The sequence below is a fragment of the Pantoea sp. Ap-870 genome (genome assembly GCF_011752515.1).
Lineage (GTDB): Bacteria > Pseudomonadota > Gammaproteobacteria > Enterobacterales > Enterobacteriaceae > Pantoea > Pantoea dispersa.
The window spans coordinates 43,733-62,921 of record NZ_VWXG01000007.1 but is presented as its reverse complement, the minus strand read 5'-3'; the positions used below and the strand labels follow the sequence as shown (position 1 = coordinate 62,921).

The 19,189-nt window shown below is 59.1% G+C and carries 21 protein-coding genes; 8 read left to right on the top strand and 13 right to left on the bottom strand.

The genetic code is table 11. From position 1 onward, the window contains the following. Nucleotides 1-38 precede the first annotated feature (38 nt). From F3J41_RS17135 to nirB, 5 genes are all read right to left on the bottom strand, one after another. Nucleotides 39-485 (bottom strand): hypothetical protein, encoded by a 447-nt coding sequence (locus F3J41_RS17135; protein ID WP_058759299.1) that lies wholly within the window; start codon nucleotides 483-485, stop codon nucleotides 39-41. Between the two features lie 72 nt (nucleotides 486-557). Continuing rightward, the gene (gene cysG / locus F3J41_RS17130; RefSeq protein ID WP_166711861.1) at nucleotides 558-1,922 is read right to left on the bottom strand and encodes a siroheme synthase CysG; all 1,365 of its coding nucleotides are present in this window, start codon (nucleotides 1,920-1,922) and stop codon (nucleotides 558-560) included. A 46-nt stretch (nucleotides 1,923-1,968) separates the two neighbouring features. Next, the gene (nirC, locus tag F3J41_RS17125) at nucleotides 1,969-2,772 is read right to left on the bottom strand and encodes a nitrite transporter NirC (RefSeq protein WP_021507430.1); all 804 of its coding nucleotides are present in this window, start codon (nucleotides 2,770-2,772) and stop codon (nucleotides 1,969-1,971) included. A 30-nt stretch (nucleotides 2,773-2,802) separates the two neighbouring features. After that, nucleotides 2,803-3,129: a nitrite reductase small subunit NirD gene (nirD, locus tag F3J41_RS17120; protein WP_021507431.1), complete on the bottom strand. Its 327-nt coding sequence runs from the start codon at nucleotides 3,127-3,129 to the stop codon at nucleotides 2,803-2,805. Then, complete coding sequence (nirB, locus tag F3J41_RS17115) at nucleotides 3,126-5,666, bottom strand: nitrite reductase large subunit NirB (protein WP_166711859.1); 2,541 nt, start codon at nucleotides 5,664-5,666, stop codon at nucleotides 3,126-3,128. Before nirB ends, nirD begins: the two co-directional genes overlap by 4 nt. A gap of 235 nt (nucleotides 5,667-5,901) precedes the next feature. Between nirB and F3J41_RS17110 the strand changes: the two genes are divergently transcribed. Continuing rightward, nucleotides 5,902-7,185, top strand: a complete 1,284-nt coding sequence (locus F3J41_RS17110; protein ID WP_166711857.1) for a cytosine deaminase — start codon at nucleotides 5,902-5,904, stop codon at nucleotides 7,183-7,185. 48 nt (nucleotides 7,186-7,233) lie between these two features. On the opposite strand, the gene tsgA is transcribed toward F3J41_RS17110, so the two are convergent. Next, a complete protein-coding gene (tsgA, locus tag F3J41_RS17105; protein WP_127834660.1) occupies nucleotides 7,234-8,412 on the bottom strand; it encodes an MFS transporter TsgA in 1,179 nt (392 codons plus the stop codon). A 261-nt stretch (nucleotides 8,413-8,673) separates the two neighbouring features. Between tsgA and ppiA the strand changes: the two genes are divergently transcribed. From ppiA to F3J41_RS17090, 3 genes are all read left to right on the top strand, one after another. After that, on the top strand, nucleotides 8,674-9,246 hold the full coding sequence (ppiA, locus tag F3J41_RS17100) for a peptidylprolyl isomerase A (RefSeq protein WP_021507435.1): 573 nt from the start codon (nucleotides 8,674-8,676) through the stop codon (nucleotides 9,244-9,246). Nucleotides 9,247-9,346: 100 nt separating this feature from the next. Next, a complete protein-coding gene (locus tag F3J41_RS17095; RefSeq protein WP_021507436.1) occupies nucleotides 9,347-9,517 on the top strand; it encodes a YhfG family protein in 171 nt (56 codons plus the stop codon). Then, nucleotides 9,507-10,109: a putative adenosine monophosphate-protein transferase Fic gene (locus tag F3J41_RS17090; RefSeq protein WP_166711855.1), complete on the top strand. Its 603-nt coding sequence runs from the start codon at nucleotides 9,507-9,509 to the stop codon at nucleotides 10,107-10,109. The genes F3J41_RS17095 and F3J41_RS17090 overlap by 11 nt, the downstream gene beginning before the upstream one ends. Here the strand turns inward: F3J41_RS17090 and F3J41_RS17085 are convergent. Both F3J41_RS17085 and F3J41_RS17080 read right to left on the bottom strand, forming a co-directional pair. Then, the gene (locus F3J41_RS17085) at nucleotides 10,101-10,424 is read right to left on the bottom strand and encodes a DNA-binding transcriptional regulator (protein ID WP_104189611.1); all 324 of its coding nucleotides are present in this window, start codon (nucleotides 10,422-10,424) and stop codon (nucleotides 10,101-10,103) included. The two genes, F3J41_RS17090 and F3J41_RS17085, sit on opposite strands and share 9 nt — an antisense overlap. After that, entirely contained in the window at nucleotides 10,402-10,779 is a 378-nt protein-coding gene (locus tag F3J41_RS17080; RefSeq protein WP_104189613.1) for a type II toxin-antitoxin system RelE/ParE family toxin, read from the bottom strand. Before F3J41_RS17080 ends, F3J41_RS17085 begins: the two co-directional genes overlap by 23 nt. A 154-nt stretch (nucleotides 10,780-10,933) precedes the next feature. Here F3J41_RS17080 and F3J41_RS17075 point away from each other — a divergent pair, with 154 nt between their 5' ends. Further along, the gene (locus F3J41_RS17075) at nucleotides 10,934-11,509 is read left to right on the top strand and encodes an aminodeoxychorismate synthase component II (RefSeq protein ID WP_166711853.1); all 576 of its coding nucleotides are present in this window, start codon (nucleotides 10,934-10,936) and stop codon (nucleotides 11,507-11,509) included. 87 nt (nucleotides 11,510-11,596) lie between these two features. After that, complete coding sequence (locus F3J41_RS17070; RefSeq protein ID WP_058759292.1) at nucleotides 11,597-12,814, top strand: aspartate aminotransferase family protein; 1,218 nt, start codon at nucleotides 11,597-11,599, stop codon at nucleotides 12,812-12,814. Here the strand turns inward: F3J41_RS17070 and F3J41_RS17065 are convergent. Both F3J41_RS17065 and crp read right to left on the bottom strand, forming a co-directional pair. After that, nucleotides 12,811-14,886 carry a YccS/YhfK family putative transporter gene (locus tag F3J41_RS17065; protein WP_021507439.1) on the bottom strand — a complete coding sequence of 692 codons (2,076 nt, stop codon included), beginning with the start codon at nucleotides 14,884-14,886 and terminating at the stop codon, nucleotides 12,811-12,813. The genes F3J41_RS17070 and F3J41_RS17065 overlap by 4 nt on opposite strands. Before the next feature lie 58 nt (nucleotides 14,887-14,944). Continuing rightward, entirely contained in the window at nucleotides 14,945-15,577 is a 633-nt protein-coding gene (gene crp / locus F3J41_RS17060; RefSeq protein WP_000242755.1) for a cAMP-activated global transcriptional regulator CRP, read from the bottom strand. 304 nt (nucleotides 15,578-15,881) lie between these two features. On the opposite strand from crp, the gene F3J41_RS17055 reads away from it, so the two are divergent. Beyond that, entirely contained in the window at nucleotides 15,882-16,286 is a 405-nt protein-coding gene (locus F3J41_RS17055; RefSeq protein ID WP_021507440.1) for an OsmC family protein, read from the top strand. A gap of 70 nt (nucleotides 16,287-16,356) precedes the next feature. On the opposite strand, the gene F3J41_RS17050 is transcribed toward F3J41_RS17055, so the two are convergent. From F3J41_RS17050 to F3J41_RS17040, 3 genes are all read right to left on the bottom strand, one after another. Then, entirely contained in the window at nucleotides 16,357-17,226 is an 870-nt protein-coding gene (locus tag F3J41_RS17050; RefSeq protein WP_021507441.1) for a phosphoribulokinase, read from the bottom strand. A gap of 61 nt (nucleotides 17,227-17,287) precedes the next feature. Continuing rightward, complete coding sequence (locus F3J41_RS17045) at nucleotides 17,288-17,506, bottom strand: YheU family protein (protein ID WP_021507442.1); 219 nt, start codon at nucleotides 17,504-17,506, stop codon at nucleotides 17,288-17,290. A 2-nt stretch (nucleotides 17,507-17,508) separates the two neighbouring features. Continuing rightward, complete coding sequence (locus F3J41_RS17040) at nucleotides 17,509-18,525, bottom strand: hydrolase (RefSeq protein ID WP_021507443.1); 1,017 nt, start codon at nucleotides 18,523-18,525, stop codon at nucleotides 17,509-17,511. Between the two features lie 60 nt (nucleotides 18,526-18,585). Here F3J41_RS17040 and F3J41_RS17035 point away from each other — a divergent pair, with 60 nt between their 5' ends. Continuing rightward, nucleotides 18,586-19,188 (top strand): LysE family translocator, encoded by a 603-nt coding sequence (locus F3J41_RS17035; protein WP_031279689.1) that lies wholly within the window; start codon nucleotides 18,586-18,588, stop codon nucleotides 19,186-19,188. Nucleotide 19,189 lies beyond the last annotated feature (1 nt).

Sequence of the window (19,189 nt, the reverse complement as noted above, 5' to 3'; positions counted from 1 at the left end):
CGGTTTGCCGGGGCGCAGCACAACGCGCCCCGCAGGCTTTACTTCACCCGATGCAGCGTCAGCTCTGCGCCATCCCAGAATAGCCGCGCATTGCCGTCGGCCAGCACGCTCAGTACCGCGCCCGGTGCCGGTCCCCACGCCTGATTGCCACAGTGCACGTTGAAGCCATAGCGAAAGCTGAAATCACGATCCTGTCCGGCCCCGCTGGCGGCGCTCAGGCGCGGTTTTCCCTGGCAATTGTCGGTCGCCGGATTGATGCCGCGTTCGGCAGTACCGCGCGTCCAGCTAATCGCATTGGGTTTAAACGCCACGCGCGCGCCCATAAACTGCGGATCGTTTTTGATGTAAATCTGGCCGTTCTCCTTTTTCGGCGTCACGGCAACCACCTGCCATTCGCCCGTGACCGTTGACCACGTCACCGGGGCGGCACTCACCGCCACGCTCAGCGGCATCAGCAGCGCCGCGGCCAGAGAAATAATGCGCATGGAAACTCCTTGTGATTGATTTGGTTGCTCAGTCTGGCGGCAAAGCGCAGCGCTGTACAGTGTTTTACCGCATCAGAACCAGCGCAGCTGCGTGCGCAGGCTGACCACGCGGCCCACAATGATCAGCGCCGGACTGGCAAACTGCTGTGCCAGCGTCGCCAGCTCCTGCAGCGTGGCGCAGGCGACGCGCTGCTGCGGCGTGGTACCGTGCTGCACGATAGCCACCGGCATCGCTGCGTCCATCCCGTGCCGTAACAGCTGCTGCTGAATGTCGGCCGCCTGGCTGAGGCCCATATAAAACACCAGCGTCTGCTGCTCCGCCGCCAGTTTGCCCCACTCCATTTCGCCGTGCTGCTGCAGATGGCCGGTGACGAAGCGCACGCTCTGAGCATGGTCGCGGTGGGTGAGGGGAATACCGCTGTAGGCGGCACAGCCGGAGGCGGCGGTGATGCCCGGCACTACGCTGAACGGGATGTTATGCTGCGCCAGCACCTCCAGCTCTTCGCCGCCGCGGCCAAAAATAAAGGGATCGCCGCCTTTAAGGCGCACCACACGTTTGCCGCGCTGCGCCTGCTCCAGCAGCAGCTGGTTGATTTGTTCCTGCGGCACGCAGTGATGGCCCGCCTGCTTACCCACGAAGAGGCGTTCGGCATCGCGCCGCACCAGGTTAAGAATCGGCTCCGACACCAGCCGGTCATACACCACCACATCAGCCTGCTGGATAGCCTGCAACCCTTTCAGCGTCAGCAGACCGGCATCGCCCGGCCCGGCGCCGACCAGCACCACTTCGCCCTGCTGCGTCAGCGGCGCCGCAAACAAGGCATCGACCTGTGCGGCAGCGCGTGCCCGATCGCCGTTGGCCAGCGTCTGGGCCAGCCGATCGCTGGCAAAGAAGCGCTCCCAGAAGGCGCGGCGTGGCGCCATGGCGCTAAAATGCTGCTTCACGCGCTCGCGCAGTGAGCCCGCCAGCGCAGCCAGTTCGCCGAGATGCTGGGGCAGCATCGCCTCCAGCTTCTCGCGCAGCAGACGCGCCAGCACCGGCGCGCGGCCACCGGAAGAGACGGCGATCATCAGCGGTGAGCGGTCGACGATCGACGGCATAATGGCGCTGGCCTGCTGCGGCGCATCCACCAGGTTACAGAAGAGGCGGCGCTGTTCGGCGGCGTCAGCCACCTGCTGATTGACGGCATCATCGTTGGTGGCCGCAATCGCCAGCCAGCATTCATCCAGCCAGTCATCGGTAAATGCGCCGTGCAGTAACGTCACTTTTCCCTGTTGAGCCCACAGCTGAAATGCCGGGGAAAAATCCCGCGCGCCGACGTACAGCTCTGCGCCGGCCTCCAGCAGCAAACGCGCTTTGCGTTCAGCCACGTCGCCTGCGCCAACCAGTAAACAACGCCTGCCTTGCAGCCGACAAAACAGCGGAAAGTAATCCATAGCGAATCCTGAAAAAAAGCCCGCACGGTGCGGGCTGTGGAAGGGATTATACCGATTTCAGCGGCGAAGCCTGGGCTTGCGTCTGCGGGCGCTGCGCCTGCGGCGTGGCATACCAGTAGCCGAGACCCATCAGCACCATGCCGGAGAACATATTGCCGAGCGTCACCCACAGCAGGTTGTGACCGATGCCGCGCAGCGTCAGGTCGGCGCTGTGCTGGCCAAACCACGACAGCGCAAATACCGTCATGTTGGCGATGGAGTGCTCGTAACCGGAGGCGATAAACGCCAGCAGGCACCACCAGATAGCGATGAACTTCGCGGCACCTTCGCTGCGCACCGCCATCCAGATTGCCAGACACACCAGCCAGTTGCACAGCGCGCCTTTAAAGAACAGCGCCATCGCCGTCTGCGTGGTTTTTGCCAGCGCCACGCTGTGGATCAGCGAACCGGCGTTCGGCAGCAGCGCACCAGCGGCGTAGTAGTAGAGCAGGGCGACAAACACTGAGCCGATCAGGTTACCCAGCCAGGTTTGCGGCAGCACACACCACATCTGACCGTGGCTGATGGTGCCGGCTTTGACGCCCACGGTGAGGAACATGGTATGACCGGTAAACAGCTCGGAACCGGCGATGATCACCAGCGTCAGGGCAATACCAAAGGTGGCGCCCATCAGCAGTGGACGATACGCCGGGTCCGCCAGGTTGCCGAGGGTGAAGATCAGGATGATCGCCAGGCCAACATAAGCGCCGGCCATCGCCGATCCAATCCAGAAGGCCAGCGGGCTGTGCTGCGCGGTGCGTACAATGCGCGCCGCATTGGCGGCGCAGGTGTTCAGGGTGTCAGAAAACATAGTGACGTCTCATAAAGTGAAGGAATTCTGTCAGGCGCAGACTTCGACCTGGCCGTTGCTGACGCGCACCGCATAGCTCGCCACCGAGCGGCTTTCATCTTCCAGACAAACGCCATCACTCAGGCGAAAACGCTGTTTTTTCAGTGGGCTGGCGACCCACAGCGTGTGCTGGTGTTCGGCGATCAGGCCGCGCGATAACACGCTGGCCTCAGCAAACGGATCGATGTTGCTCAGAGCGTACAGCTGCGCATCGTCGCGCGGGCGAAAGATGGCGATCTGCTGGCCGTTAACCAGCGCGCACACGCCGGTAGCGGGCAGGATTTGTGTGAGTTCACACACGGTGTACCACTGGCTCATGCGTCAGCCTCCTCGATCAGGGTAATAGCGATGCGCTCCGCCGGACGCGCCGGGCGATGCTGCTCGCGTTCACTGACGTGCTGCACCAGCGGGTCGCGCTGCGGGCTGTTAATAAACGTGGCGAAGTGCGCCTGCTGCTGCGGGTCGTTAACCGTGGCGGTCCATTCACAGCGGACGTCAGCGCGCAGACGCGCCAGCTCCTGCTCCAGCTGCGCATTCAGACCGAGCCGGTCGTCGATAATCACGCTGCGCAGATAGTCGATGCCGCCGTCCATGCTCTCCAGCCACAGCGAAGTGCGCTGCAGGCGGTCGCCGGTGCGGATGTAAAACATCATGAAGCGGTCGAGATACTGCAGCAGCGTGTCGCGGTCGAGGTCAGCCGCCAGCAGATCGGCGTGGCGCGGTTTCATGCCGCCGTTGCCGCACACGTACAGGTTCCAGCCTTTTTCGGTGGCGATGACGCCGACATCTTTGCCCTGCGCTTCGGCGCATTCACGGGTACAGCCAGAGACGCCAAACTTCATCTTGTGCGGCGTGCGGATGCCTTTGTAGCGGTTTTCCAGCTCAATGCCGAAGCCGAGGCTGTCGCCAACGCCATAGCGGCACCAACTGCTGCCGACGCAGGTTTTCGCCATGCGCAGCGCTTTGGCATAAGCCTGTCCGGTTTCAAAGCCGGCGGCAATAAGTTGTGACCAGATGGCCGGCAGGTCGTCGCGCTGCGCCCCAAACAGGCCGATGCGCTGTGAGCCGGTGATTTTGGTGTAAAGGTTGTACTGCCGCGCCACTTCGCCCAGCGTCATCAGCCCCTGCGGCGTGATTTCACCGCCGGCGGTGCGCGGAATCACCGAGTAGGTGCCATCTTTCTGGATGTTGCCGAGATAGAGATCGTTGCTGTCCTGTAGCGGCGTGTGCTGCGGCTTGAGGATGTATTCGTTCCAGCAGGAGGCCAGCAGCGATCCGACGGTCGGTTTACACACTTCACAGCCGTAACCCTGGCCATACTTCGCCAGCAGCGCGTCAAACGACTTGATCTCCTCCACGCGGATCAGGTGATACAGCTCCTGGCGCGAATAGGCGAAATGCTCGCACAGGTGATGATTGACTTCGATGCCCTGACGGCTCAGCTCAGCGTTCAGCACTTGCGTAATCAACGGGATGCAGCCGCCGCAGCCGGTACCGGCGCGGGTTTCGGCTTTCAGCGCCGCCACGGTGTGGCAACCCGCCTGCACCGCGTTAACGATATCGCCTTTGCTGACGTCAAAGCAGGAGCAGATTTGCGCGCTGTCCGGCAGCGAATCGACGCCCAGCGCCGGTTTTTCGCCGCTGCCCGCCGGCAGAATCAGCAGCGCCGGGTTTTCCGGTAAGGCGATGTGATTGAGCGCCAGCTGCAGCAGATTGCCGTAGTCGCTGGTGTCGCCCACCAGCACCGCGCCGAGCAGAGTTTTGTTGTCTTCGCTGACGATCAGGCGCTTATACACGTGCTGCTGTTCATCGAGCCAGATGTAACTGCGCGCGCCCGGCGTGCGGCCGTGCGCATCGCCAATGCCGCCGACGTCCACGCCCAGCAGCTTGAGTTTGGCGCTCATATCGGCACCGGTAAAGACGCTGTCACGCCCGACCAGCGCATCACTGGCGACCTGCGCCATTTTGTAGCCCGGCGCCACCAGACCGTAAATCCGATCCTGCCAGGCGGCGCATTCCCCAATCGCGTAGATCGCCGCATCGCTGGTCTGGCAGCGATCGTTGATGGCAACGCCACCGCGCTGGCCGAGCGCCAGGCCGCATTGTTGCGCCAGCTTATCCTGCGGACGAATGCCGGTGGAGAACACGATGAAGTCGACGTCGAGCGCGCTGCCATCGGCGAACTCCAGCGTTTTACCGCCTTTAGCGTGATGCACAATCTGCCGGGTATTTTTGCCGGTATGGACCTGCACGCCCATCTGTTCGATCTTACGCCGCAGCTGTGCGCCGCCCTGTGTATCCAGCTGTTCCGCCATCAGCACCGGCGCAAACTCAATCACGTGCGTTTCAATGCCGAGATTTTTCAGCGCGCCCGCCGCTTCCAGTCCGAGCAGACCGCCGCCAATCACCGCACCGCGTTTGCTGCGGCGCGCGCAGGCTTCAATGGCGTTGAGATCTTCGATGGTGCGATAGACAAAGCAGTCGCTGCCCTCCGCGCCGGCGATCGGCGGGATCCACGGATAAGAACCGGTGGCCAGGATCAGCGTGTCGTAATGCACCGCACGACCGGTGTTGGAGTGAATCAGCTTTTCCTCACGGTTGAGGGTAATGGCGCGCTCGCCGAGCAGCAGATTGACCTGATGCTTTTCGTAGTAGCCTTCGCGCACCAGTGAGAGTTCTTCGGCGGTGTGGTGGGAAAAATAGGCGGAGAGATGGACGCGGTCATAGGCGACGCGGGGCTCTTCACAGAAAACGGTTATCGCGAACTGCTCAGGGGCGGCTTTGTCGATCAGTTCTTCGATAAAGCGGTGGCCAACCATGCCGTTGCCAATAATAACGACACTGTGCTTGCTCATGCTTGCCTCAAAATTTGCGGGATCTGCGCCTACCTTAGCGCGCTGTTTCTGGCGCTTATTGACGTACATCAACTGCGGCTTTATATACCCATTTAGAGGTATGTTGCTGATTTTACGCGTTTTTATCTAAGTCTTTTATTTGGTTGAAAATTACCCAATGGCGGCAGAAAAGTTGCCAGCGGCGCGGCCGTTTTTCGTGCTAGCTTAAGATGTTGCGTTTTCAGCGGAGAAGGATATGACCCAGCAAGCGTTTAAGTGGATAAACAACCTGCGCCTGGCAGGCCAACCGGGTTTATGGCAGATCGAAATTCGCCACGGCAACATCAGCGCCATTATTCCGCAGCCGCCGCACGCGGCCGCCCAGCCGGATGCGCTGGATGCCGCCGGTGGCCTGGCGAGCGCGCCGTTTATCGAGCCGCATATTCATCTCGACACCACGCAAACCGCTGGCGAACCGGCGTGGAATCAGTCCGGCACGCTGTTTGAAGGCATTGAGCGCTGGGCTGAACGCAAGGCACTGCTCAGCCATGAGGATGTGATGCAGCGCGCGCGGCAGACGCTGAAGTGGCAAATTGCCAACGGCATTCAGCACGTGCGTACCCACGTGGATGTGTCCGATCCCACGCTGACCGCCTTAACCGCGATGCTGGAGGTGAAAGCGGAGATGGCGCCGTGGATCGATATCCAGATCGTGGCTTTTCCGCAGGAGGGCATTCTCTCTTATCCCAACGGCGAAGCGCTGCTGGAAGAGGCGCTGCGCCTCGGTGCCGATGTGGTGGGCGCGATCCCGCATTATGAATTTACCCGCGAATATGGCGTCGAATCGCTGCACAAGGCGTTTGCGCTGGCGCAGCGCTATGACCGGCTGGTGGACGTGCACTGTGACGAGATTGATGATGAGCAGTCGCGCTTTGTCGAGACCGTGGCGGCGCTGGCGCACCGTGAAGGCATGGGCGCGCGCGTTACCGCCAGCCACACCACGGCGATGCATTCGTACAATAACGCCTATACCTCACGGCTGTTCCGCCTGCTGAAGCTGTCGCAGATTAACTTTGTCGCCAATCCGCTGGTGAATATTCATCTGCAGGGACGCTTTGACAGCTACCCGAAACGGCGCGGCGTGACGCGGGTGAAAGAGCTGCTGGAGGCGGGTATCAACGTCTGTTTCGGCCATGATGATGTGTTCGATCCCTGGTATCCGCTCGGCACCGCCAGCATGCTGCAGGTGCTGCACATGGGGCTGCACGTCTGTCAGCTGATGGGCTATGAGCAGATCGACAGCGGTCTGCAACTCATCACGCACAACAGTGCCAAAACCATGCAGCTGGTGGATTATGGCGTGCAGGTGGGCAACGCGGCCAGCCTGATTATTTTGCCTGCCGATAACGGGTTCGATGCGCTGCGCCGTCAGGTGCCGGTGCGCTATTCGCTGCGTAAGGGCGTGCTGGTGGCGGCCACACAGCCGGCAAGCAGTGAAATTTATCTCGGTGCTAGCGAAGCGGTGACGTTCCGGCGTTAAGGGAGCGGGAAGAGGAATAGCGGCGCGAGGCTTCGCGCCGCTCGGGGATCAGGCAGTCTGGTGAGCGTGCTGGCGATGTTTAGTGACAAAGCCGAGCAGCACACACATCACAAACACCACCGCGTACAGCGCGTTCGCGGTGGACAGCGCCGCGTGGGCACCGCCTTTGGCCACGATCGGGCCGGTGACCACGAAGGTCAGCATGGTGCCGACGGTGCCGCAGGTGAGGATGAAGTTCACCAGCTTCGGCGATGACGCTTTGGTCTGCAGCGAGCCCAGCGTGATGATGGTGGTGTAAATGGCGCTGGAGAAGAAGCCAAGCGACATAATGATCCAGTGCAGCATGCTGGCATCGGTGGTTTTCACGAACCAGAACATCAGGCCGGTGGCCAGCAGCGCCAGCACCACCAGAATGCGTTGCAGGTCGAAGAAGCGCAGCAGGAAGCTGAACGCCCACATGCCGACCATATAGGCGGTCCAGAAGTTACCGACCAGCTGACCGGCAGCGGCGATATCCATGCCCATCGATTTGGTGGCGTATTCCGGCACCCAGGAGATGAAGCCGAGCTGGCCGAGGATGTAGCACAGTGCCGCGATCGACAGGAACAGCACGCCGATGCCCCACTTCTCTTTTTCACCGCCCTGCACCGCGGCTTCGCTCTTCAGCACCGGGAACTCGACCATCAGCGTCAGGATAAAGATCGCCACGTAGATCACGCCAATGCAGGCATAAACCCAGTACCACGGCAGCGCGCGCGCCAGCAGAATGCCCGCGATAATCGGGAAGATGGTGCCGGCCATGCTAAAGAACGAGTCGGTAAACAGCAGACGGGAACCGCGCTGGCGACCATCGTACAGATGGGTAATCAGGAAGGTGCCGATCGACATGGTGATACCGCTGACCACGCCGAGCACGAACATGCACAGCGAGAACACCGTGAGGTTATGGCTGGTCATCAGCCCGGCCACGGCGAGGATCATCAGCACAAAGCCAAAGATCAGCTGGCGCTTGAGTGGCACAATCACCATCAGCCAGGCGTTCAGGAACACCGCCGCCAGAATACCGGCGTTAAGGAAAGTGAAGGTGTTGCTCATCTCGGAGATGGGCAGCTGGAAATACCGGGCAATATTATCCAGCACCATACCGGTAACGATCACCAGTGCGCCGGTGAGCGCATAGGAGAAAAAGCTGATCCAGGTAAGGCCAATGCGATTACGGTTTGTCATGTTCTGAACCTGTGATGCGCCGACGTGGCAAAAAGTGTCATGAATTGTAAATGGATCTGTGATCGTAATAAACAAGCAGTGAAACGTGCGAGAAATATTTCATTAATAGTGTGATTTTCGTCACGCAAATGATTGCGCGACGGGAAAAGTATGACGATAGCAACATCAGCGTAAATATAGGTAAAACGCTGGCTCTTGTATTACATGCTCTTTACAATCAATCTCGTTTTTGAGCTTGCTCTCCAAGGTAAGGAATCTTTCATGCTTAAACGTACTTTGACAGCGGCGGTTGCCCTGTTAGCGCTCTCTTCTGTATCTGCTTCGGCTCTGGCGGCGAAAGGGGATACGCACGTGCTGCTCACCACCTCTGCGGGCAATATCGAACTTGAACTGGATAATCAGAAAGCCCCGGTTTCAGTAAAAAACTTTGTGGATTACGTGAATAACGGCTTCTACAACAACACCATTTTCCATCGTGTGATCCCTGGTTTCATGATTCAGGGCGGCGGTTTCACGGCGGATATGCAGCAGAAGCAGACCAACGCGCCGATCAAAAACGAAGCGGATAACGGCCTGCGCAACCTGCGTGGCACCATTTCCATGGCGCGTACCGCTGAGAAAGACAGTGCCACCAGCCAGTTCTTCCTGAACGTGGCGGACAACGCTTTTCTTGACCATGGCCAGCGCGACTTCGGCTATGCGGTGTTTGGTAAAGTAGTGAAAGGCATGGATGTGATCGACAAGATCGCCCAGGTGCCGACCAAAGATGTCGGGCCATACCAGAATGTGCCGTCAAAACCGATTGTTATCACTTCCGCGAAAGTCCTGCCGTAATCCCTCTGCGCGCCACCCCTGGGTGGCGCCGTCTGCCGCGCTCCGGCAAAGCTGAAATTTGCTCTTATACTTAGGGCACATCCTGCTTGCCGGAGGCGCTATGAGCAGCAAACTCACCGAAAAACAGAAAATCACGTTGTGGCAGCAAACCCGTGCGGCCAATTATCAGGCCAGCTGCAAACTGGCCGGTTATACGCTGAATGAACCTGCCGTCGAGAGCGCCCAGGCGGACGATCGTCTGGCATCGCTGAGGAGGCAATATGGCGGATAACAGCCTGGCGGTGCGCGATCCCTATTTGTGGCACAACGATGACGTGCTGAAAAACCTGCTGGAAATTCACGACGTGGCGCAGCTGCGTAAAGCCGAGCTGGCATTCAGCGCGGCGCGGCTGGCCACGCTGGCGCTCGGACCGGCCACGCCTGGCCTGCCGCACCTGCGCCACATTCACCGCACGCTGTTTCAGGATATCTACAGCTGGGCCGGTGAACTGCGTACCATCGACATCTGGCGCGACGACACGCCCTATTGCCACTGCGAGTACATCGAGAATGAGGGCAATGCGCTGATGAGCGCACTGGAAGAGGAAGAGGGCCTGTGCGACCTCGACCCGCAGACTTTCGTGGCACGCATCGCGCATTACTACTGTGAAATCTACGTCCTGCATCCGTTCCGTGCCGGTAACGGGCGGGCACAGCGCATCTTTTTCGAACAGCTGGCGCTGCACGCGGGCTATCTGCTGAACTGGGATACGCTGGAGCCTGAAAGCTGGCACAAGGCCATCGTCGCCGGCGTCGGCGGCGATCTCGCGCCGCTCAACGCGCAGTTTGCGAAAGTGGTGAGTCCGGCCTCACCGCTAAAGTAATATTTCCAGCCCGTGTTTTTGCACGATGTGGAGCAATTTGAGTGAAATGCCGCCCGGGCGTTTTACTCCGCTCTCCCATTTCTGCACCGTGGAAACGCTGGTGTTGAGGTAGCGGGCAAAAACGGGCTGACTCACGTTAAGGTTTTCGCGCAGCGCTTTGATATCTCCGGCCTCCAGCGCTTTAACCTCTTCCAGACAGCGTTGGTCAAAATCCCGCATGCTCTGTTTATTCAGGGCTCCGGCTTCAAACAGGCCTGTTGCTGCACTGTGAATTGCCTCCAGGGCTGGGCTTTTAAATTTTCGCGTTGCGGTCATGGCATATCTCCACCAGTTCTTTTACTGCAATCAGACGATTAAGAGACTCATTCGAGAGCAGCGAATAGTGCTTAGCTAACTCACGAAAGCCAGTAAGTTCGCTTTCGCTCAGACTGGACTGATCCTGCTTGGCAAACAGAAAGGTATATATCCAGTTTCGCCCGCCCTTCGCCAGAATGATTGCGCGTTCGCGATTCTGCTGCAGGCGTTTTTTAAAAACACCTCCACCCAGGTTGTCAGCCTGACCTTTCTGTACTGCGACAATGGCCTGGCAAAGCTCACTGTCTGCGATTACGTGGCGCTGAGCCTGTTTGCTGAACCATTTCGTTTTAAATACGCGGCTTGTTACTGACATCGTTACTCTCCACAATATAGCACCTGGTGCGAGAGTAATCAGATTCTTTTTTGACAGCTAGCGGGGATTGAGGCCGAAGGTGGTAATATTACTTTTTTGCGACCTTTCTTGCTTGTCGCCCACCGACAGCACCCACTTAATTCATCTCTAATGTATGCTGCTGCTAATTGATAACTACGACTCCTTTACCTGGAATCTCTACCAGTACTTTTGTGAACTGGGCGCGCAGGTGCGCGTGGTGCGCAACGATGCGATGACGCTGGAAGAGATGACGGCGCTGCCGCTGAGTCATCTGGTGATCTCGCCGGGCCCCTGTACGCCGGATCAATCCGGCATTTCGCTCGAAGCCATTCGCCACTTTGCCGGACGGCTGCCGGTTCTCGGGGTATGCCTGGGCCATCAGGCCATCGCCCAGGCCTACGGCGGGCAGGTGGTGCGCGCGCGCCAGGTAATGCACGGCAAAACCTCTGCGGTGCAGCACTCCGGCCAGGGCGTGTTCCGCAACCTGAATAATCCGCTGACCGTCACGCGCTATCACTCGCTGATTGTGGCGCGCGACACGCTGCCGCCGGAGTTTGAAGTCACCGCCTGGAGCCTGCGCGACGGTGTTGCCGATGAGATCATGGGCTTCCGCCATCGTACGCTGCCGCTGGAGGGCGTGCAGTTCCATCCGGAGAGTATTCTCAGCGAGCAGGGGCATCAGCTGCTGGCGAATTTCCTCAATACGTAACTTCCGTTTGCCATTGCATGATTTTTTATGCATATTTTGTGATTATAATTTCACATCAGCTCAACAAATAACCCGATGAGGTCATCAATGGCAGCGGAAAATCTAGCGGTAAGCCGGGAAACGTTCGATAACGTTATTTTGCCTGTTTATGCACCTGCGCAGTTTGTGCCGGTCAAAGGCAAAGGCAGCCGCGTGTGGGATCAGCAGGGCAAAGAGTATATCGACTTCTCCGGTGGTATCGCGGTCACTGCGCTTGGCCATTGTCATCCGGCGCTGGTGGAAACGCTGAAAAGCCAGGGCGAAACCCTGTGGCACACCAGTAACGTGTTCACCAATGAGCCGGCACTGCGCCTCGCCAGTAAACTGATCGCGGCGACCTTCGCCGAGCGGGTATTCTTCGGTAACTCCGGTGCCGAAGCGAACGAAGCGGCGTTCAAACTGGCGCGCTACTACGCCTGCAAAAAGCACAGCCCGTTCAAAAGCAAAATTATCGCTTTCCACAACGCCTTCCACGGCCGCACGCTGTTCACCGTCTCGGTGGGCGGTCAGCCGAAATACTCCGATGGCTTTGGTCCGAAGCCGGCGGATATCGTCCATGTGCCGTTTAACGATCTGGCAGCGGTGAAAGCGGTAATTGACGACCACACCTGCGCGATTGTGGTGGAGCCGATTCAGGGGGAAGGCGGCGTGATGCCGGCAACGCCGGAATTTATGCAGGGATTGCGTGCGCTGTGCGATCAGCACAACGCGCTGCTGGTGCTGGATGAAGTGCAGAGCGGCATGGGCCGCAGCGGTAAGCTGTTTGCTTACGAACACTATGGTATCAAGCCAGATATCATCACCACCGCTAAAGCGCTGGGCGGCGGTTTCCCGGTGAGCGCGATGCTGACCACCCATGAAATCGCCTCGGTGATGGCGCCAGGCGTGCACGGCACCACCTACGGCGGCAACCCGCTGGCCTGTGCGATTGCCGAAACCGCGCTGGATATCATCAATACGCCCGAGGTACTGAATGGTGTTGACGCGCGCCGTGAGCAGTTTGTCTCGGCGCTGCAGAAGATCAATCAGCAGTTCGACATCTTCAGTGAAATTCGGGGCAAAGGGCTGCTGCTGGGTGCCGTGCTCAACGCGCAGCACGCCAGCAAAGCGCGCGATATCCTCAACGCTTCCGCCGCTGAAGGCCTGATGGTACTGACCGCCGGCAGCGATGTGATTCGCTTTGTGCCGTCGCTGGTGATTGAGCCGACCGATATCGCAGAAGGCATGGCGCGCTTCGCCCGGGCGATCGCGAAAGTCCTGAACTAACCTTTCGGCTTCAGCACGCTGAGCCAGCGGCCGTGATGTGGGCGCTGGCTCCACGCCAGTGAAGAAATGGTGTGCATCACATTGAGGTGCTGCAGAATGCGCTTCACATGCTGTTCGACAATCGTCACCGGCCCCTCATTCAGATTCTCCGGCGCTTCCAGAATATTGCTGTCGTTGCCCGGCCCGTCGTAAGCCAGCCGCTGCTGACAGCGCTGCAGCGCAATTTCACAGGACTGCAAATAGCGCTCTGCCAGCTTTGGCGTCAGCATGGTGTGCTCGCGCGCCAGAATGGTCATGGCGTTGATGTGCTCGACGATAAACTGGCTGTGAGTCACCCACAGGCGCATATCTTTCAGATACTGGAAGTTAAAGCCCGGCTCAGTGGACGCCTGGTTGAGCGAGTTAAACAGCGCGTTGTGCGCCTGGTTAACCTTGACGCGCTGATACGCCAGCTTCTCCGGCGCCTGCTCCGGACCGAGCAGCAGGCGCAGCGCCTCCTGATACGCCTCCAGCGCATCGTGCGCGTTATTGCGCAGCAGCCCGCTCTGCCATTGCGGCCATAGCCAGATCATGCCGGCGAAGGCAATCAGACAGCCCATCAGCGTATCCATCATGCGTGGCAGCAGGAACTGCGCGCCATTCAGTGACAGCAGCTGCAGCGAATACACCGCCGTCACCGTAAAGCCAATCATCGACCAGCCATAATATTTACGCGTGATCAGATAGCTGGCGAGGGTGATGACCAGCATGGTCAGCAGGGCAATCGACTCCGGAACAGCAAAGCGCAGCGACGCCGCGGCGATCAGCAAGCCGGCGAAGGTGCCGAGCGCCCGGTGCTGAATGCGCACGCGCGTGGCGCTGTAGCCGTTCTGGCTGACAAACATGATGGTCATCAGAATCCAGTAAGGCTTGGGAATATTGAAGAACAGCGCCAGCGCGCTGCCGAACATTAGCATCACCGCGAAGCGCGCCGCCGTCCGCAGCGCGGCAGATTTCAGCGACAGGTAGCTGCGCAGCGCCGGCAGCAGCGGCAGGCGGCGCTGGCGATCGGCCATCAGGTCGCGGGTGTACAGTGGCTTCTGCGTGCGCAGCACGCGGGCGATGCGGCTGAAATGGTAGAGGCAGAAATTACCGACCGGATTATCCGGGTGCTGCCGGGCAATTTTCTCCAGCGCGCCGAGCGGCTTCTCCATGTGGAAGCGTTCCGGCAGCTGGTGATAGAGAATGGCATCGGCCAGCACGCGCAGCCGTGCCGAAATGATTTTCGCGTTCCAGCGGATCACCGCCTCGGCGTGGCTCTGCTCCACCAGCTTTTGCACCTCTTCCGGCTGGTGCAGGCTGACCGAGATATGTTCCTGCAGATCGAGCGCGACCTGGAAAGCGCGCGTCAGGCGTTTATGGCTGTTATCACGGCTGGCGGACAGCATATGCATCTGCTGGTAGCAGGTGGTGATCAGATCGACCGCTTTCTGCTGGCGCGCCAGTAGCGGCGGCAGCGCTTTTTCCGGATCGGTCAGCTGCGTCAGCAGGGTGTATTTGGCGTCGCAGTAATCGGCCAGCTCGCGGTACAGCAGGCTGAGTGTCTCGCGCATCGGCTGCTCTTTCCACAGCCAGAACCAGAACCAGTTAAACAGCCCGTACCACAGCGTCCCGCCGATATACAGCAGCGGCGGGACCCACATCGGCATACGGCCGACGAGGCTTAAGGTAAAGATGGCGGCGATCAGCGTGCCGGGCAGCAAACGACCATGCAGCGGGCTGATTTCACCGGTCACGCCCACCAGCAGCGGCAACACCAGCAGAATCAGCGGCAGCGGCACAGCGTAAGCCGTGAGGTACTGAATCAGAAAACTGCCGCTGGCGAACAGTGCGCCGCCGACAATCAGCCGTTTGAAGAACCGCTTGTGTGGCGTATCCAGACCGGCGATGTTGCAGCAGGCCGGCACCAGGGAGAAAAGCAGCCCTTTTTGCAGATCGCCAAACAGCCAGCCGAGCGCCACAGGCAGGCACAGCACCAGCGTTTGCCGCAGCGCATAGTTAACTTCCGGATGATAGATGATTCGACGCCACATCAGCTCATCGTAAACAGAAACGGCGCGATGTTGCCATCACGCCGTGGGTGAGAAGAAATCAGCGGGTGCCGTAAACGACGATGGTTTTGCCGTGTGCGGAGATCAGGTTCTGATCTTCCAGCATTTTCAGGATACGACCCACGGTTTCGCGTGAGCAGCCCACGATCTGACCAATCTCCTGACGGGTGATTTTAATCTGCATACCGTCCGGGTGGGTCATGGCATCAGGCTGTTTCGCCAGGTTGAGCAGCGTCTGCGCGATACGGCCGGTCACATCAAGGAAGGCAAGGTTGCCGACTTTTTCAGATGTAACCTGCAGGCGACGCGCCATCTGCGCCGACAGGCGCATTAAAATATCCGGATTGACCTGAATCAGCTGACGGAATTTTTTGTAGGAAATTTCAGCCACTTCGCAGGCGGTTTTCGCACGTACCCAGGCGCTACGCTCCTGGCCCTCTTCAAACAGGCCGAGCTCACCGATGAAATCCCCCTGATTGAGGTAGGAGAGTATCATCTCTTTGCCTTCTTCATCTTTAATCAGTACCGCGACGGAACCTTTCACGATGTAGTACAGCGTTTCCGCTTTCTCACCCTGATGGATGAGGGTGCTTTTGGATGGATATTTGTGAATATGGCAATGGGACAGGAACCATTCGAGTGTAGGGTCTGTTTGCGGTTTGCCGAGAACCATTCGCTATTATCCTCTGTTGTAATCGTGCCCAAAATACAGGGGGCAGTTTTCCCTGTCAGGCGGTGAAATCGTCCAGCGTTTCCCGTGAGGGACAGTTATTCGGGGGTGGATTCGTAAGCGATGCTTTTGATTCGTCCCGCTTTCGTCTTTCGTGACGAAAATATTTTCAGCACTGTTTGTAGCATAGCTTTTGCAACCTGTCTCCTGTTGTCTCGCTTCAGCAGGTGGGGGATGCGTCTGCATTGCTGTTTGTCAGGTGAAAGCGTACTCTGGCGGCAAAACCGCCGCTTCAGGAGAAAGAATAATGCAGGCACGAGTGAAATGGGTGGAAGGGCTGACCTTTCTCGGAGAATCCTCATCCGGTCATCAGGTATTAATGGACGGCAATTCCGGTGATAAAGCGCCCAGCCCGATGGAAATGGTGTTGATGGCTGCGGGCGGCTGCAGCGCGATTGACGTGGTGTCGATTCTGCAAAAGGGGCGCAACGATGTCGCCGATTGTGAAGTCAAACTGACCTCGGAACGCCGCGAAGAAGCGCCACGCATTTTTACGCATATCAATCTGCATTTTATTGTCAGCGGCAAAGCGCTGAGCGATAAAGCGGTAGCGCGCGCGGTGGATCTGTCCGCGGAGAAGTACTGCTCGGTGGCGATCATGCTGGGCAAGGGCGTCGAGATAACGCACAGCTACGAAGTGGTGGAGCTGTAATCCAGCCGGGAGCGCGGCCCTGCGCTCCCGATCTCAGTTCCTCCCGGCGAAACTGGCGCGTTAGCCTGCGCTATTCGATGCGTTTTCCTTCAATCAACCGCTGCACCAGCGGCGTCATGATCAACTCCATCGCCAGTCCCATCTTGCCGCCCGGCACCACCAGCGTATTCATGTGGGAAATAAACGAGCCCTGGATCATCGCCAGTAAATAAGGAAAAGCGATGCCCTCCAGGCCGCGAAAATGGATCACCACAAAGCTCTCATCCAGCGACGGGATCTCACGCGCGGCAAACGGGTTCGAGGTATCCACGGTCGGCACGCGCTGGAAGTTGAGGTGCGTGCGGGAAAACTGCGGCGTGATGTAGTTGATGTAGTCTTCCATCGAACGCACCACCGAATCCATCACCGCTTCGCGCGAATGGCCGCGCTCGCTGGTGTCGCGCACCAGTTTCTGAATCCACTCCAGATTGACAATCGGTACCACGCCAACCAGCAGATCGACGTGTTCCGCCACGTTATGCTGCTGCGTCACCACGCCGCCGTGCAGGCCTTCATAGAACAGCACATCGGTGTTTTCCGGCAGCGGCTGCCAGGGTGTAAAGGTGCCCGGCACCTGATTCCACGGCACCGCTTCATCGTAGGTGTGCAGATATTTGCGCGACTGGCCGAGTCCGCTCTGACCATAGTCGCGGAAAGTCTGCTCCAGCAGGCCGAAGTCGTTGGCTTCCGGGCCAAAGTAGCTGATGTGACGCCCGAGGTCGCGCGCCTTACGAATCGCCATGTCCATTTCCGGACGGGTATAGCGATGGAAACTGTCGCCTTCTACTTCCGCCGCGTGCAGATCCAGCTGCTGGAAAATTTTACGGAAGGCGAGACTGGTGGTGGTGGTTCCGGCGCCGCTGGAACCGGTAACGGCTATGACTGGATGCCTGGCTGACATAACAGCGCTCCCTGTGAAGTCCGGCGATGAGCATTGTTACCACGAATTGCCGCCTGACGCATCAGCCGCGAAATTCCCGCCGCGGCATAATATTGACCGATTCATGCAATTCTGACCACACCAGTACCACCTCGCCCTGCTCGAGCTGGCGGCGCACGTCGGCCACTTTCTGCGTCAGGCTGCGCTCCTGCTCGCCATAATCGGTGCCTTCACGCAGCACAAAACTTTCTATCAGGTTTTCCAGCGTTGTCGGGTCGAGTTCTTGCCAGGGAATAATCACAATTACATATCCAGATAAGTTGAGAGCCAGTCCGGCACGCGCTGCTCCAGCCACATTTTGGGTCGCAGCAGGCTGCCGCCCACGAAGCCGACGTGACCGCCTTGCTGCGTCAGCTGATACTCAATTGTGGCAGACAACTGCTGCGGCTGCGGGATCACCGCATCGGTCATGAAGGGATCATCTTTAGCATGGATGATCAGCAGCGGCTTGCGCACGCCGGTCAGCAATGGCATGGCGCTGGCGCGCTGATAATAGTCGCGCGCATCAATAAAACCGTGGGCGCGGGCGGTAATCGCATCATCAAACTCACGCAGCCGGCGGAAGGCGCGCAGCTGCGTCAGATCGACCGGCAGCGTGCCCGGCCAGGCGCGCAGTTTGCGCGTGGCGTTTTTCTTCAGCTGGGTCAGCAGGTAGTGCTGATAAAAGCGTGAAAAGCCCACGTCCAGCTTCTGGCTGCATGGCTCAAGCGCCAGCGGCGCGGAGATGGCGACCGCGGCATCCAGCGGGGCCGACGTGCCCTGCAGCCCCAGCAGACAGGCCAGCATATTGCCGCCAAGCGAAACGCCGACCGCCGCAGTCGGCACCGTGCCCCATTCGCGCTGCAGCCAGTGCAGAAAATAGGTGGCATCTTCAGTTTCACCGGAGTGATAGATGCGCTGCAGACGGTTCGGCTCGCCGCTGCAGCCGCGGAAGTGCATGATCACCGCCAGCCAGCCGCGCGCCTGACACGCCTGCATCAGCCCATGGGCATACGGGCTGCGGAAACTGCCTTCCAGCCCGTGGAACAGCACCATGCGCGGCTTGTGACGTGCCTGTGCCGGATTTTCGCTCCACGCCAGATCGACGAAGTCGCCGTCCGGCAGATCGAGGCGCTGCCAGTGCGGGCGCAGCGTGACGCGCCGGCGCAGCAGGCGCGGCAGCAGCGTTTGCAGATGCGCATTGCCGAAGCCGCGCAGCGGGGTAAAGCGCTCGCCGCTCGGGCGATCAAAATAGCCTGGGATAGTACTTGTCTGATGCATAACTCGCTGATAGCTTCGATGGGTTGTTCGCTTTTCTGGGTGAGGAGCACCCGAATATACATGGAACTGAGTCTTTTTTTATCAATGCTGGGCTTTCTCTGGGTCGCGGCCATCACGCCAGGGCCCAATAATATGTTACTTACCGCCTCAGGTGCTAATTTTGGCTTCCTGCGCACCTTTCCACTGCTGATTGGTATCATGATTGGCATGCAGGTGATGTTGCTGATGGTGGCGTTTGGCATCGGCAGCCTGATTCTGCTCTATCCCTCACTGCATCTGGTACTGAAAGTGGCCGGTAGCCTCTACCTGCTGTGGCTGGCGTGGAAAATTGCCACCGCCGAATACGAAACGCTGGAGACCGACGATGCCAGCGTGAAGCAGATGCCTTTCTGGCAGGGCGGGTTACTGCAACTGATCAACCCGAAAGCGTGGCTGATGGCGCTGGGTGCGGTCGCCAGCTTTAGCCTTGCCGGCAGCGCCTATCTGCATTCCGTGGTGGCGATCAGCATCGGTATGGCGCTGGTGAACGTGGTTTCCGGCGTGATCTGGATGGGTTTCGGCTCGCTGATTGGCCGCCTGCTGCGCAGCCCGCGCGCGTGGAAAATCTTCAACCTCGCCATGGGTGCGCTGACCGCAGCCTGCGTGCTGTTGATCTGGCACTGAG